This window comes from Pseudomonas sp. JL23 (genome assembly GCF_056933585.1).
The window spans coordinates 4,051,192-4,064,277 of the sequence record NZ_CM167795.1; the positions used below are offsets into that span (position 1 = coordinate 4,051,192).

General features: G+C 59.5%; 15 protein-coding genes. 5 read left to right on the top strand and 10 right to left on the bottom strand.

What is annotated here, in order from left to right:
- Nucleotides 1-32 precede the first annotated feature (32 nt).
- Nucleotides 33-305, top strand: coding sequence for a DUF2790 domain-containing protein (locus tag AC1Z24_RS18725; RefSeq protein WP_483742135.1), 273 nt, complete (start codon nucleotides 33-35; stop codon nucleotides 303-305).
- 199 nt (nucleotides 306-504) lie between these two features.
- Here the strand turns inward: AC1Z24_RS18725 and AC1Z24_RS18730 are convergent, their stop codons facing one another.
- Nucleotides 505-1,407: a LysR family transcriptional regulator gene (locus AC1Z24_RS18730; protein WP_483742136.1), complete on the bottom strand. Its 903-nt coding sequence runs from the start codon at nucleotides 1,405-1,407 to the stop codon at nucleotides 505-507.
- 99 nt (nucleotides 1,408-1,506) lie between these two features.
- On the opposite strand from AC1Z24_RS18730, the gene AC1Z24_RS18735 reads away from it, so the two are divergent.
- The 3 genes from AC1Z24_RS18735 (at nucleotide 1,507) to AC1Z24_RS18745 (ending at nucleotide 4,202) form a co-directional block, all read left to right on the top strand.
- Nucleotides 1,507-2,691, top strand: coding sequence for an acetylornithine transaminase (locus AC1Z24_RS18735; RefSeq protein WP_483742137.1), 1,185 nt, complete (start codon nucleotides 1,507-1,509; stop codon nucleotides 2,689-2,691).
- 82 nt (nucleotides 2,692-2,773) lie between these two features.
- A complete protein-coding gene (locus AC1Z24_RS18740; RefSeq protein ID WP_483742138.1) occupies nucleotides 2,774-3,511 on the top strand; it encodes an ABC transporter substrate-binding protein in 738 nt (245 codons plus the stop codon).
- 430 nt (nucleotides 3,512-3,941) lie between these two features.
- Nucleotides 3,942-4,202, top strand: a complete 261-nt coding sequence (locus AC1Z24_RS18745) for a DUF2790 domain-containing protein (RefSeq protein ID WP_483742139.1) — start codon at nucleotides 3,942-3,944, stop codon at nucleotides 4,200-4,202.
- Between the two features lie 41 nt (nucleotides 4,203-4,243).
- Here AC1Z24_RS18745 and AC1Z24_RS18750 read toward each other — a convergent pair whose 3' ends face one another.
- Nucleotides 4,244-5,116 (bottom strand): LysR family transcriptional regulator, encoded by an 873-nt coding sequence (locus AC1Z24_RS18750; RefSeq protein WP_483746666.1) that lies wholly within the window; start codon nucleotides 5,114-5,116, stop codon nucleotides 4,244-4,246.
- 123 nt (nucleotides 5,117-5,239) lie between these two features.
- Between AC1Z24_RS18750 and AC1Z24_RS18755 the strand changes: the two genes are divergently transcribed.
- Entirely contained in the window at nucleotides 5,240-6,457 is a 1,218-nt protein-coding gene (locus AC1Z24_RS18755) for a YbfB/YjiJ family MFS transporter (RefSeq protein WP_483742140.1), read from the top strand.
- Nucleotides 6,458-6,560: 103 nt separating this feature from the next.
- Here AC1Z24_RS18755 and ycaC read toward each other — a convergent pair whose 3' ends face one another.
- The 8 genes from ycaC to AC1Z24_RS18795 form a co-directional block, all read right to left on the bottom strand.
- Entirely contained in the window at nucleotides 6,561-7,184 is a 624-nt protein-coding gene (gene ycaC / locus AC1Z24_RS18760; RefSeq protein WP_259108543.1) for an isochorismate family cysteine hydrolase YcaC, read from the bottom strand.
- Nucleotides 7,185-7,256: 72 nt separating this feature from the next.
- A complete protein-coding gene (locus tag AC1Z24_RS18765) occupies nucleotides 7,257-9,095 on the bottom strand; it encodes an amidohydrolase (protein ID WP_483742141.1) in 1,839 nt (612 codons plus the stop codon).
- Between the two features lie 39 nt (nucleotides 9,096-9,134).
- Nucleotides 9,135-9,713 (bottom strand): antibiotic biosynthesis monooxygenase, encoded by a 579-nt coding sequence (locus tag AC1Z24_RS18770; RefSeq protein ID WP_483742142.1) that lies wholly within the window; start codon nucleotides 9,711-9,713, stop codon nucleotides 9,135-9,137.
- Entirely contained in the window at nucleotides 9,706-10,122 is a 417-nt protein-coding gene (locus tag AC1Z24_RS18775) for a DoxX family protein (RefSeq protein ID WP_483742143.1), read from the bottom strand. The genes AC1Z24_RS18770 and AC1Z24_RS18775 overlap by 8 nt, the downstream gene beginning before the upstream one ends.
- A 167-nt stretch (nucleotides 10,123-10,289) precedes the next feature.
- Nucleotides 10,290-11,210 (bottom strand): LysR family transcriptional regulator, encoded by a 921-nt coding sequence (locus tag AC1Z24_RS18780; protein ID WP_483742144.1) that lies wholly within the window; start codon nucleotides 11,208-11,210, stop codon nucleotides 10,290-10,292.
- A 188-nt stretch (nucleotides 11,211-11,398) separates the two neighbouring features.
- Entirely contained in the window at nucleotides 11,399-11,812 is a 414-nt protein-coding gene (locus AC1Z24_RS18785; protein WP_483742145.1) for a helix-turn-helix domain-containing protein, read from the bottom strand.
- 138 nt (nucleotides 11,813-11,950) lie between these two features.
- Nucleotides 11,951-12,313, bottom strand: coding sequence for a response regulator transcription factor (locus AC1Z24_RS18790; protein WP_483742146.1), 363 nt, complete (start codon nucleotides 12,311-12,313; stop codon nucleotides 11,951-11,953).
- Nucleotides 12,314-12,451: 138 nt separating this feature from the next.
- Complete coding sequence (locus tag AC1Z24_RS18795; RefSeq protein WP_483742147.1) at nucleotides 12,452-13,066, bottom strand: response regulator transcription factor; 615 nt, start codon at nucleotides 13,064-13,066, stop codon at nucleotides 12,452-12,454.
- Nucleotides 13,067-13,086 lie beyond the last annotated feature (20 nt).

Genomic DNA, 13,086 nt, shown 5'->3' on the forward strand with positions numbered 1-13,086 from the left:
CCGATTTATTATCACTGCCAAGGAAAACTGTAATGAACGTTAACGCCCTGCTGATCGCGGCCGCTGTCTCCTGCCTGAGTGTTTCTGCCATGGCCGATGACACAATAGCGAATCAGCCAGTGCAGGATGTGGTTGCGCAAGACTATACCTACGGTATGAACCTGGATATTCATAAAATTATTACAACCACGGAAGTGGCGAATGTCTGCGCCGTTGTGCCAATGGAAATGACTTACGAAGACTCCCAGGGTCAGCGTCATATCCTCAAGTATCAAGTCATGGGCAATGGCTGTTCCAACGGCTGAACACCGGTGAGAAAGAATAAGCTAGCGCTCTTTACGCCCTGAATAATATGCGCGACGAGAGCGAACCTTGTGGGAGCGAATTCATTCGCGAATGCGGTATTTCAGACGATGAATATCTATCGGATGTACCGGCCTCTTCGCGAATGAATTGGCTCCCACGAAATCGCTACCACACTGTTCGCTCCCATACACACCCAGCTTACTTGCCCCACAAACTCATCGCATGATCAACAAAGTGTTTGAGTTTGGGCAACCGATAGCGATCCGGCGAATACACCAGATGCATGGGTCGGCTGGGCGGTTGATAGCCCGGCAGTAGATCGATCAAACGCCCCTCGCGTATATCCGGCAATACCAGCGCATCCGGCAGCATCACCACGCCCATCCCGGCCAGGGCTGCCCGATGCAGGCCCGCCGAACTGTTGATCACTAGCGAACCGTTGACCGGCACGAAGATATCGCCGTCAGGACTGCTGAACTGCCATTGTTTGATCACCGAACTCCAGTCATCTCCCGCCGGGTAGGCAAAGGCCAGGCAGTTATGTTCCTGCAGGTCCTCAGGGTGTCTGGGCGTGCCATTGCGTTGCAGGTATTCGGGTGAGGCGCAGATCTTCAGGACGTAGTCCTCCAGCGGCCGGGCAATCAACCCCGGTGCTTCCACGGCGCCAAGGCGCACCGCCACATCGAAGCTGTTGCCGATCAGATCCGGGCGCTGGTTGGTCAGCACCACGTCCAGTTTGACCTGAGGATAGCGTTGGGAATATTCGCTCAGGGCGGGGGCCAGGCGCTCCGAGCCGAAGGTCAGTGGCGCGGTGATGCGCAACGTGCCCTGCGGCTCGCCCTGCTGCTGTTCGGCAAGACGCTCGGAGTCCGCCACCAGTCCAAGCACTTCCTGACAGCGCTGGTAATACGCAGTGCCGAACTCCGTCAGGCTTTGCCGCCGGGTGGTGCGGTTCAACAGGCTGACGCCCAGACGCTGCTCCAGCGCCCGCAGATGATTGCCCACCATGGTCGTGGACATCCCGCAGTGTTGGGCCGCTGCAGTCATGCTGCCGCCCTCCACCACTTTTATGTAAACCGTCATCGCCTGGAACAGATCCATTATCAATCCTGGATTTAAAATGCTTGAACAATACCAGTGTTTATCCATCATGACTGGCTAACGATACTGCAAGCTCACATCCTCAAGGAGCTTGATCCCATGTCCACCGCCTGCCTGATGACCACTTACCAACCTCTGCCGCTGTGCTTCGAGCGCGGTCTGGGCAGCCGTCTGTGGGATCGGGACGGCCGTGAATACCTGGACGCCGTGGCCGGCGTGGCGGTGACCAATGTCGGCCACAGCCATCCCGACGTGGTCGAAGCGATCCGCGATCAGGCCGGCCTACTGTTGCACACCTCCAATCTGTACAGCATTGACTGGCAGCAACGGCTTGCGCAAAAGCTGACCGAACTGTCGGGCATGGAGCGGGCGTTTTTCAACAATTCAGGGGCCGAAGCCAATGAAACCGCGTTGAAACTGGCGCGGCTGTTTGCTTGGCATAAAGGTGTCGAAAAGCCGCTGATCGTGGTCATGGGCAATGCTTTCCATGGCCGTACCCTGGGTACGCTGTCGGCCAGCGACGGCCCGGCGGTGCGGGTGGGTTTCAACTCACTGCCGGGGGACTTCCTGAAAGTGCCGTTCGGTGATCTGGACGCCCTGGACCACGCCTGTGAAACCTGGGGCTCGCGCATCGTCGCCGTGCTGCTGGAACCGATCCAGGGCGAGAGCGGTGTACAGACCCCGCCCGCCGGTTACCTCAAGGCCCTGCGCGAGCGTTGCAACCGGCGCAACTGGCTGCTGATGCTTGATGAAATCCAGACCGGTCTGGGCCGTACCGGCCAGTGGTTTGCCTTTCAACATGAAGGGATAGTGCCGGACGTGATGACCCTGGCCAAAGGCCTGGGCAACGGCATCCCCATCGGCGCCTGCCTGGCCAGAGGCAAGGCCGCGCAATTGTTTACCCCCGGCAGTCACGGCAGCACCTTCGGCGGCAACCCCTTCGCCTGCCGTGTGGCCTGCACCGTACTGGAGGTGATCGAACGGCAAGGTCTGGTTGATAATGCCCGGATTCAGGGCGAACGGCTGCTCAGTGGCCTGCAGGCGGCATTGGCTGAACATCCTGGGGTGGTGGCGATTCGGGGTCAGGGCTTGATGATCGGCATCGAACTGGCCAAGCCCTATCGTGATCTGGCACTGATTGCTGCCCGCGACCATGGGCTGCTGATCAATATCACCCGCAGCACCACCATTCGCCTGTTGCCGCCGCTGATTATCGATGAACAGGACGTCGACAGCATCATCAGCGGCGTCTGCAAGACCCTGGAAACAGCCTGGGGTGTCTGAAAACGGGCAAAGTGTGCGGCATTGCTTCATGGCGGTTACAGGTTGCGCTAACCTGCCTTCACGATTTCTATGAGGGGACACCATGAGTCAAGTGCCAGCCACTTCCCGGATGCTGTATGAACTGGCCCCCAGCGGGACTTTGCGGGTAGCGATCAACCTCGGCAACCCGGTGCTGGCCCAGCCCGGCCCGGTTGGCGGCGACCCGCTTGGCGTCTCGGTGGAGCTGGCCCGGGCCCTGGCCAAGCAATTGGGCCTGCCTCTGCGTCTGATCACCTTTGACGCAGCAGGCAAGGTCTTCGCCGCGCTCAGCCAGGACCAATGGGACCTGGCCTTTCTCGCGATCGAGCCCGAGCGCGCCGAGCAACTGGCGTTCTCCAGGCCCTATGTGACCATCGAAGGCACCTACCTGGTGCGCCGCGAAAGCCCCGACCAACATACTCGTGACCTCGATCAGCCGGGGCGACGCATCGCCGTCGGCCACGGCGCTGCCTATGATCTCTTTCTGTCACGCACCCTGGCCCACGCCGACCTGATTCGCGGCCCGACCTCCGCCGCCGCCGTGGACCTGTTCCTCGAACGCGCCCTGGATGCCGCTGCCGGCGTACGCCAGCCGCTGGAACAGATCGCCAAGGCCCACCCGCAAGTCAGGGTGCTGGCGGACAGTTTTACCGAGATCCGTCAGGCCATGGCCGTGCCCAGGGAACGTGAGCTGGCTGCGGCTTATGTCGACAGCTTTGTCGAGGAACAGATTCGCAATGGCTTTGTGGCCAAAGGCCTGGAGTTCAGCGGCCAGAGGGATGTGCAGGTGCCTGCGCCCTGAAGACGCAGATTGCGCGATGCAAACACAACAGGTGGGACCGGCTTTAGCCGGGAAAGCGTAGGCAGGTTCAATACATATCCTTCGTCTGCCGCCTTCCCGGCTAAAGCCGGTCCCACAGAAAACCTCAACATTCATGGTCAGACTGTAGTTGGCAATAGTGCCCTGTGTGCAGCGCATCTGGCATACCGCACAAAGCCATTCGCCAACAAGTTGGCTGCTACCCAAGTGCGCAATTTGTGCATTCAATTAAACTTGTTTCATGAACTAAAGTTTAACTCGCCTAGCTCACTGCTTTACAAAGAAAAATCATTTATAAAATAATGTTTATCAGTTTATAAAACTTAATCCGATAGACACTTCCAGCGCTCGGTCCTAGCCTGTTTCTACGCGCTGTTAATTATCAACTTCCCGCGCAGAATGAGGTGTCACCATGAAAAAGTTCCTGTTCGCCACTGCAATGTTCTTTGCCGCCGGCCATGCCATGGCTGCTGAATCAACCAATAACAGCACGCCTGTTACCGAGCCCTACCACTACGGCACCCATCTGGATATCGCCAAGGTGATTTCCGTCAGTCGCAGCCATAACGACTGCGAAGTGGGAACTCAGCGCATGGTCTACGTCGACTCCCAGGGCGCGGAACATGCCATTCGTTATGACGTGGTGGATAACGGCAACGGCTGCAATAGCTGATAACACCTGGATGGCGTGCCTGCGCCACAGTCACGCCCCGGTCAGATCAACGCACCGAAGGCTTCAACGATCTTGTCGATCACCACCCGCACCCGAGCGGTATGGCGCAGGTCCTGATGGGTCACCAGCCAGACATCGTAGGTCGTCCCCCGGCTGCGTTCCGGCCACAGTCGCAGCAAACCATCCAGTTCCCCCAGACGCACCGGCAGTTCACCGACACCGACACCCGCAGCGATGGCCCGACGCATCATCAGGCCGGAGCTGACGGTTGCCGCAATGCGCCCACGGGTAATCGGCTCGGCCGCCAGCGTCACCGGCTTGCCGCTGTCCAGATAGGGCTGATAAATCACCATATCGTGCCCGGCAAAAGCCTCTCCCTGTACCGGTTCGCCATATTGTTCGACATAACCCGGCGCGGCATACAGCGCCAACGGCCATTTGGCGATACAGCGTGCCACCAGGTCGGGGTTCTCCGGCTTCTGATTGCGGATGGCGATATCTGCTTCACGTCGCGAAAGGCTTAAAATCTGTGATGAAGCATCCAGACGTACCCGCACATCCGGGTGTTCTCGATGGACACTGGCAATGGCCGGAATCACGAAGTCCACGGCCAGGGAGTCGGTGGTAGTGATCCGCACCTCGCCGCTGAGGCGGTTGTCCAGGCCCTGGATCTGCCGCTGTAATTCCAGCGCTGCGCCTTCCATCAACTGCGCCGAGGCGTAGGCCGCTTCCCCCGGCGCGGTCAGCACATAGCCTTCGGAGGTGCGCAGGAACAGGGTGGTGCCCAGGTCCTTTTCCAGGGTATTGATGCGGCGCCCGACGGTGGCCTGATCCACCCCCAGCAAGCGCCCGGCGCCGCGCAGTGTCGCCTGGCGGCAGACCGCCAGAAAGATTCGGGTATCGTCCCAGTTCATAAATTCCCTGCGATGCATTTCTGCATCCATGAAGCGTGAATTAACAGCGAGCCTGCATCATCGATCATGGTTAACCTGATGCCAATCCGTCGTTTTCAACGACCACTCTTTGGACATCGAACCATGACTCCGAAAACCGCTCCTCTGGCCGCCTCGCGCAATGCGATGTGGCTGCATATATTCGCTGGCCTGTGTGCCAGTCTGGTGAGCATCGGCCTGGCGCGCTTTGCCTATACGCCGTTGATTCCTTCGCTGATCGAGGCCCACTGGTTTTCCGCCGCCGACGTGATCTACCTCGGTGCCGCCAACCTGATCGGCTATCTGATCGGCGCCCTCACCGGCCGCCCCATCGCCAAACGGCTGTCCAACAGCCACACACTGCGCCTGATGATGTTGCTGGTCACGGCGTCGTTCTTTGCCTGTGCCTTTCCCCTGTCTATCAGTTGGTTCTTCGGCTGGCGTCTGGTGTCCGGCATCGCCGGTGGCGCGATCATGGTACTGGTGGCCGCGACCGTGATTCCCCATGTGCCTGCGGCCCGTAAAGGCCTGGCCAGTGGCGCGATCTTCCTCGGTGTCGGCGTCGGCATTGCCGGTTCCGGGACCATCGTGCCCCTGCTGTTGTCCCTGGGCCTGCACGATGCCTGGATCGGCCTTGGCGTTGTCGCCCTGTTGCTGACCGCCCTGAGCTGGTTCGGCTGGCCCTCCCGTGAAGCGGCCGCAGCCGTTGCCACACCGGCCCCGGAAAAAACTGAAAAGGCACAACCGTTGGGCGCGGCCATGTACCTGTTGTTCGGTCAGTATGCCTTGATGGCGGTGGGCCTGGTGCCGGCCATGGTCTTTCTGGTGGATTACATCACCCGGGGCCTGGGCGCCAGTGCCCATGTCGGGGCGCTGATCTGGATCATGTACGGCGTCGGCTCGATCCTTGGCCCGGTGGTGTACGGCTGGCTCGCCGACCGCTTCGGCGCTCGGCCTTCGATTCGCATGGTGTTGCTGGTGCAGGCGATAGCCGTGAGCCTGCTCTGCGTGAGTTCGTCTTATGGGGTATTGGCCTTGCTGGCCGTGATCATCGGTTCGTTCCCGCCCGGCATCGTGCCATTGGCCCTGGCGCGAGTGCATGAACTGGTGCCGCATCATCACCAGCAGCAACTGGCCTGGAGCCGTGCCACTGTATCGTTCGCCACCTTTCAGGCGCTGGCCGGGTATGCCAGTTCGGCGATCTTCAACGCGACGGGAGGTCAGCATGTGCTGTTGTTCGTGATGGCGAGTGTGGCGATTGTCATCGCCCTGGTGGCGGATCTGATCATGCCGCTGCGGGCTCGGCAGACGCAGACCGCGTAAAGACCGGCATACCGCGTCAAGACGTTCGCGGGCAAGCCTCGCTCCAACGGTATAACTCAGATCCGTTGGAGCGAGGCTTGCCCGCGAAGCATCCGGACTGTTGTTACTTATTGAACGCCGAGTAGCTGTTCATCAGGTTGCGGTAGTTCGGGATGCGTGGCGACAGCAGGTTGGCCAGGCCTTCCATGTCGTTGCGCCAGTCAACCTGCAGCTCGCAGGCAACCGAGAACCAGTTGACCAGTTGCGCACCGGCAGCGCTCATGCGAGCCCAGGAAGCGCGCTGTACGGTCTCGTTGAAGGTGCCGGAAGCGTCAGTCACGACAAACACTTCGAAGCCTTCAGCCAGGGCCGACAGGGTTGGGAACGCCACGCAGACGTCAGTTACAACGCCGGCGATGATCAGTTGCTTGCGACCGGTGGCCTTGACCGCCTTGACGAAGTCTTCGTTGTCCCAGGCGTTGATCTGGCCCGGACGTGGAATGTACGGCGCATCCGGGAACAGCTCTTTGAGCTCTGGAACCAGCGGGCCGTTGGGGCCGGTTTCGAAGCTGGTGGTGAGGATGGTCGGCAGCTTGAAGAACTTGGCAAGATCCGCCAGGGCCAGCACGTTGTTCTTGAATTCGTTGGGCGAGAAGTCTTGCACCAGGGAGATCAGGCCGGTCTGGTGATCGACCAACAGAACGACGGCGTCATCTTTGTTGATACGCTTCCAAGGGGTGAGGCTCATGGTTTTCTCCTTTCGATGGGTCTTGCAAATGACGCCGCCACACGCAAGGCGACAGCGTCAGGTGGGTAACAATCAGAATGCGAAACAGGAACAGCCAAACGCGCCCCAGAAACCCTGGAAGTCGCTGACCGGCACACTCGACATGCGCGCCTTGTCATGGCTGTGGGAGTGCACGCCGCACGGGCCGCTGCACTGGTGAACCTGGGCCTGCATAGGCGAAGAAGCGCGCCAATGACCCGGCACCTTGACCACCGGCGACCAGTCCGGCAGCACCGGCAATGCAGTCGGCGCCAGGTTCTCGAAATCGCCGTCGCCGTAGACCACGCGGCCGTTGACCACGGTGAGCACCGACTCGATGCCCTTGATCTCTTCTTCGGCCACGGTGAAATAGTCCGCCGACAGCGCCACCACATCGGCCAGTTGACCGACCTTGATCTGGCCTTTCTTGCCTTGCTCCGACGAGAACCAGGCGCTGCCGTGGGTGTACAGCTCCAGCGCGGTGGCGCGGGACAGGCCTTCCGGATACAGGGTCAGGCCCCCGACGGTGCGGCCGCTGACCATCCAGTACAGCGAAGTCCAGGGGTTGTAGCTCGACACTCGCGTGGCATCAGTACCGGCGCCCACCGGTACGCCTTCGGCGAGCATGCGTTTGATCGGTGGCGTGTGCTCAGCGGCTTTCTTGCCGTAGCGATCGACGAAGTACTCACCCTGGAACGCCATACGGTCCTGAATGGCGATGCCGCCACCCAATGCCTTCACGCGCTCGATGTTCTTCGGCGTGATGGTTTCACAATGGTCGAAGAACCACGGCAGACCGGCAAACGGAATGTCCAGGTTGACCTTCTCGAACACGTCGAGCATGCGCGAGATGGATTCGTCATAAGTGGCGTGCAGGCGGAACGGCCAGCGATGCTCGACCAGATGACGCACAACAGGCTCCAGATCCTTCTCCATACCGGCAGGCAGGTCCGGGCGCGGCTCGAGGAAGTCTTCGAAATCGGCGGCAGAGAACGTCAGCATCTCGCCCGCGCCGTTGTGGCGCAGGAAATCGTCGCCCTGATGCAGGGTGACCGAGCTGGTCCAGTTCTTGAAATCGGTGAGTTCTTCTTTCGGCTTTTGGGTAAACAGGTTGTAGGCGATGCGTACGGTCAGTTGCTTTTCCTTGGCCAACTGCTCGATCACTGCGTAGTCATCGGGGTAGTTCTGGAAACCGCCGCCGGCGTCGATGGCGCTGGTCACGCCCAGACGATTGAGTTCACGCATGAACTGGCGAGTCGAGTTGACCTGATATTCCAGCGGCAACTTAGGCCCCTTGGCCAGGGTCGAGTACAGAATCATCGCGTTGGGCTTGGCCACCAGCATGCCGGTCGGATCGCCATTGGCATCACGCTGGATCTCGCCGCCCGGCGGGTTCGGCGTATCGCGGGTATAACCGGCCACGCGCAAGGCGGCGCGGTTGAGCAGCGCACGGTCGTACAGGTGCAGGACGAAAACCGGGGTATCGGGCGCGGCCTGGTTCAGTTCTTCAAGGGTCGGCATGCGCTTTTCGGCGAACTGGAATTCGTTCCAGCCACCCACCACACGCACCCACTGCGGCGTCGGGGTACGGTCGGCCTGGGCCTTGAGCATGCGCAGGGCATCGGCCAGGGACGGCACGCCTTCCCAGCGCAGTTCCAGGTTGTAGTTCAGACCGCCACGAATCAGGTGCAGGTGCGAGTCGTTGAGACCCGGAATCACTCGACGCCCCTTGAGGTCGATGACCTGGGTCGCACTGCCACGCAGGGCCATGACTTCGGCTTCGGTGCCGACGGCAATGAAACGGCCGTCGCTGATGGCAACCGCGTCAGCCTTGGGTTTTTCGCGATCGACCGTATGAAAATTACCGTTAAATAGAATCAGCTCAGCATTCATGACAGTTCCTTCGACTGGAGTGAAAAGACAGAAACAGCATCATTGGTCCTGGCGCGCCGTCAGCCAGGGCGCAAACAGACGCGTGGCCAGAGGCATGCACAGGTAGACCACCAGCAGGACAATGGTCGCGGTGATAAGGATGTTGCTGACCAGGTAGCTGGACAGGACGGCGTGCAAGGCAAACACCGGCCCCCAGAGCAGCGGGATCAACATGCTAAGGGGCAGGATCACCAGAAAACTCACCACCGCCTGCTTCCAGCGCGGCGGCTGTGGCGCGTCTTCACTTGGGTTGAACCAGAACTGGCTGTCGGTGTTGACCTCAGTGACATCGCCATCGGCAAGCAAAGGCGCCACCTCTTTTATCAACTCACGACGTTCGTCGGAGTCGAGCCAGCGTTGCATGGCCTCAGTGGTACTGAAGCGCAGCACACTGGTGAACAGGTGCAGGCCACCGGCCTTGCCCCGTACCACGTCGACGCCCAGATGGCCGTGGTAACCCGCGGCGATGCCCACAACCCTGCGCAGCCAGGCTTCATATTGATCTTCGGCTCCGGCCTTGATCCGGTGCTTGATCAATAGCGTGACCGTTTCCTGGTTGAATGGCGTGGTGTCAGACATTGCGAAGCACTCCGGAAAAACGTGCGTTGAGGGCGAACCGGCCCGGCCCGGCAATCAACAAGGTGGTAAAGACCATCAGCAGCAACCAGCCGAACTGGCCCTGTTCCAGGCTCCACTCCGGATGCACCACCCACAACGCAACCCCGAGAAGAAACAGAATAGGCAGGCAGGACAATCGCGCCAGCAGGCCGACGGCGATAAACAGCGGACAGACGACTTCGGCGAAAATCGCCAGGATCAGGGTGAGCCTGGCCCCCATATGGAAAGGGTCTTCGATGCTCAGCAACTGGTTGCTGTAATCCAGCAGCTTGGGCAGGCCATGGACCTTGAGCAGAAACAGCGCGCCACTGAGCCGAAGAAACAGCAGGCCCAGGTCATGAGCCATGGCTGTTGATGAGGAGTCTTTCATTGCACACCCGTCTGTCCTTGAGGCCCGCTCCTTTCAGAGCGGACTTATTTTCAGACTCGATTGTGCAAGGGGTGGGCATGGGGAGATTGAATGGTTGTGCTTTTTCAGAGACCTGGCGAGCGAGCATCCTGATAGCACCCACATTAGGGCTCAGAACACAATTGGAATCAGGACTGGTCAGCCAACGCTCCGGACATGAACTGGCTGATCCGCGCACGCAGCCAGCGTTCGGCCGGGTCGTTGTCATGTACCCCGCTCCAGACCATGGACAACTCGGCGGCGACAATCGGAAACGGCGGTTCGTCGGCACGCAGGGCGCAGCCTTCAACCAGAGCACAGGCGGCATAATCCGGTACGGTAGCGATCAGTTCGGTGCCCGCCAGCAAGGCGCGCAGACCGTTGAACTGTGGCACACCCAGCACCACCTTGCGCGAGCGGCCGACCTTGGCCAGGTCCAGATCGATATTGCCGCTCAGATCACCAGAGAACGAGACCATGGCGTGGGGGCGTTCGCAGTATTCATCCAGGGTCAGGGCGCCGGGCCGGGAGTCACCGCGCAGCACCTTGCAGGTGATATCGCGCAGCTTCTTGCGCTTGGCATTGGCGGGCAGATCGGTGGTGTAGCTGACACCCACGGAAATTTCCCCGGAGGCCAGCATGGACGGCATCAGCAGGTAGTTGGCCCGGCGCACGACGATAATGATATTGGGCGCCTCTTCACGCAGCTGTGTCAGCAGCGGCGGTAACAGGCCGAATTCGGCGTCATCGGACAGACCGATGCGGAAGACCTCGCAACTGGTCGACGGATCGAAATCCTTGGCCCGGCTCACCGCGCCGGAAATGGTATCCAGGGCGGGCTGGATTTCCTTGAGGATATCCAGCGCCCGCGCCGTCGGCTCCATGCCGCGGCCATTGCGCAGCAACAAAGGATCGTCGAACAGATCACGCAGACGGGCCAGCGCGGCACTGACCGCTGGCTGCCCCATGAACAGCTTCTCGGCGACACGGGTCAGATTGCGCTCGAACATCAGCGCTTCAAAGATCACCAGCAGGTTGAGGTCGACACGGCGCAGATCATTGCGATTCATGGAGAGGTCCAGGTCTGAAATGTTATCGGCTAACTATCACACAACATATCTTGTTGAATGGCGGTGATTCTTGTGGGACCGGCTTTAGCCGGGAAGACGCCAAGACAGACGATAAAAATGTGTCGATCACAACGCCCCCTTCCCGGCTAAAGCCGGTCCCACATTTATCCTGTGATGAGGGACTCTTTTCACGCCAGTAAAGCACGGCGCCAACTGAAAGGCGTCGAACCGATGATACGGGTAAATACCCGGGTGAAATGGGACTGGTCAGCAAAGCCGCAATCCAGGCTGATACGGGAAATGCTCAGGTCAGACTCGGTTAAAAGACGCTTGGCCTTTTCCAGGCGAATACGCAAGAACCAGTCCCTCGGCGAAACACCGGTGTTCTTCTTGAATGCCCGGGAAAAATGACTGCGCGACAGCGAGCACTCACTGGCAATACGGGCGATCGACAGGCCACGGCCCATATGGCTGGCCATGATTTCCTTGGCCCGGCGTTCCTGCCAGGGTGACAGGGCGACCCGTTCGAAGGCTTGCGGCTCGACCATGACAAGGGCTGGCAACGTAACGCGATGCAACGAAGACGAACTGACAGTATTCATTCCTGACTCTCCTGTTCAGAGGGGATGACACACTGCAAGTCTGGATCGAGCGCTTCCTTAAAGTCCTTTGCCCGGTATTAATCGTTCTTAACCGAGACTAAATTCAGCACCGTCGTTACATCATTTTTGCAGCGGCACTCATATCACAATGCCAGCCAATTCCAGCGCATCGATTAATTGCTCTTCACAGAATGGCTTGGCGAGAAAGGCCAGGGCCCCGGCATGCATGACTCTGGAGATAGTCTGCTCATCACCATGGGCTGACATACACACCACAGCCGGATGCGAGCCGCTGGCGCGCAGATGGCGTAGAACGTCGAGCCCCTGCATGCCCTGCATGCGCAGATCAAGCAGGACACAGGCGGCCTCAACGGCTTCGCTGGAGGCCAGGAACGCCTCCCCCGAAGCGAAACCAACGCTGTGACAGCCCAGGGATTTGAGCAGGTTGCCAAGACTGCTGCGCATAGACACGTCGTCGTCGACAACGCAGATCAGAACCATAAGCTGAACTTCTTGGCCTTTGGGTAGTTAGAAAAACAGCGTACGCGCAACAACGTGGAACGGGGATTGACTCTATGTATAGTTGTGCCGCTCGCCGTTATTTGTAGAACTTTTGTACGAAAAACCCAACCCTTGGAGTTATTCGACGGTATTCAACCGATCAGCCATTTTCACCAGATCAATCAGGGTTCGCGCCTGCATCTTGGCCATTAAATGGCGTTTGTGAACTTTGGCGGTAATTTCGCTGGTGCCCAGTTCATGGGCAATCTGCTTGATCATCTTCCCGGTGATCGCCAGGGCCATGACTTCCCGTTCGCGGGGCGTCAGGGTATCGAAGCGGCGACGACAGCTTTCGGTCTCCAGACGCCGGATCAGATTGCCACGATCCTGTTCCAGAGCCTGACCGATCAAGTCCAGCAAATAATCAGGCTCAAAGGGTTTGGTCAGGAATTCATGAGCACCGGCCTTGATGGCCCGCACCGACATGGGAATGGTGCCGTAGCCGGTCATGAAAATGATCGGGAAATGCAGGCCCCGGCGCAGCAGTTCGCTCTGTACATCGAAGCCGCTGTCCGCCGCGAGGTTGACGTCCAGCAACAGACAGGTCGGCCGCTCGATGAAGTTTTCCTGCAAGAAGTCCTGGGCTGAGGCGAAGCTCTTGCTGGCCAGGTCGGCCGAATTGAGCAGGCGGGTCAACGACGTACACATCGTCGGCTCGTCATCGACCACATAAACCACGGGTGTTGCGCTCATAAATCGGTTATCCGTAAACC

Coding starts and splice junctions, on each gene's coding strand:
- AC1Z24_RS18770 (WP_483742142.1), bottom strand. CDS start 9,713: ATGTCTGACACCACGCCATTCAACCAGGAAACGGTCACGCTATTGATC.
- AC1Z24_RS18735 (WP_483742137.1), top strand. CDS start 1,507: ATGTCCACCGCCTGCCTGATGACCACTTACCAACCTCTGCCGCTGTGC.
- AC1Z24_RS18795 (WP_483742147.1), bottom strand. CDS start 13,066: ATGAGCGCAACACCCGTGGTTTATGTGGTCGATGACGAGCCGACGATG.
- AC1Z24_RS18780 (WP_483742144.1), bottom strand. CDS start 11,210: ATGAATCGCAATGATCTGCGCCGTGTCGACCTCAACCTGCTGGTGATC.
- AC1Z24_RS18765 (WP_483742141.1), bottom strand. CDS start 9,095: ATGAATGCTGAGCTGATTCTATTTAACGGTAATTTTCATACGGTCGAT.
- AC1Z24_RS18740 (WP_483742138.1), top strand. CDS start 2,774: ATGAGTCAAGTGCCAGCCACTTCCCGGATGCTGTATGAACTGGCCCCC.
- AC1Z24_RS18750 (WP_483746666.1), bottom strand. CDS start 5,116: ATGAACTGGGACGATACCCGAATCTTTCTGGCGGTCTGCCGCCAGGCG.
- AC1Z24_RS18730 (WP_483742136.1), bottom strand. CDS start 1,407: ATGGATCTGTTCCAGGCGATGACGGTTTACATAAAAGTGGTGGAGGGC.
- AC1Z24_RS18755 (WP_483742140.1), top strand. CDS start 5,240: ATGACTCCGAAAACCGCTCCTCTGGCCGCCTCGCGCAATGCGATGTGG.
- AC1Z24_RS18790 (WP_483742146.1), bottom strand. CDS start 12,313: ATGGTTCTGATCTGCGTTGTCGACGACGACGTGTCTATGCGCAGCAGT.
- AC1Z24_RS18725 (WP_483742135.1), top strand. CDS start 33: ATGAACGTTAACGCCCTGCTGATCGCGGCCGCTGTCTCCTGCCTGAGT.
- ycaC (WP_259108543.1), bottom strand. CDS start 7,184: ATGAGCCTCACCCCTTGGAAGCGTATCAACAAAGATGACGCCGTCGTT.
- AC1Z24_RS18785 (WP_483742145.1), bottom strand. CDS start 11,812: ATGAATACTGTCAGTTCGTCTTCGTTGCATCGCGTTACGTTGCCAGCC.
- AC1Z24_RS18745 (WP_483742139.1), top strand. CDS start 3,942: ATGAAAAAGTTCCTGTTCGCCACTGCAATGTTCTTTGCCGCCGGCCAT.
- AC1Z24_RS18775 (WP_483742143.1), bottom strand. CDS start 10,122: ATGAAAGACTCCTCATCAACAGCCATGGCTCATGACCTGGGCCTGCTG.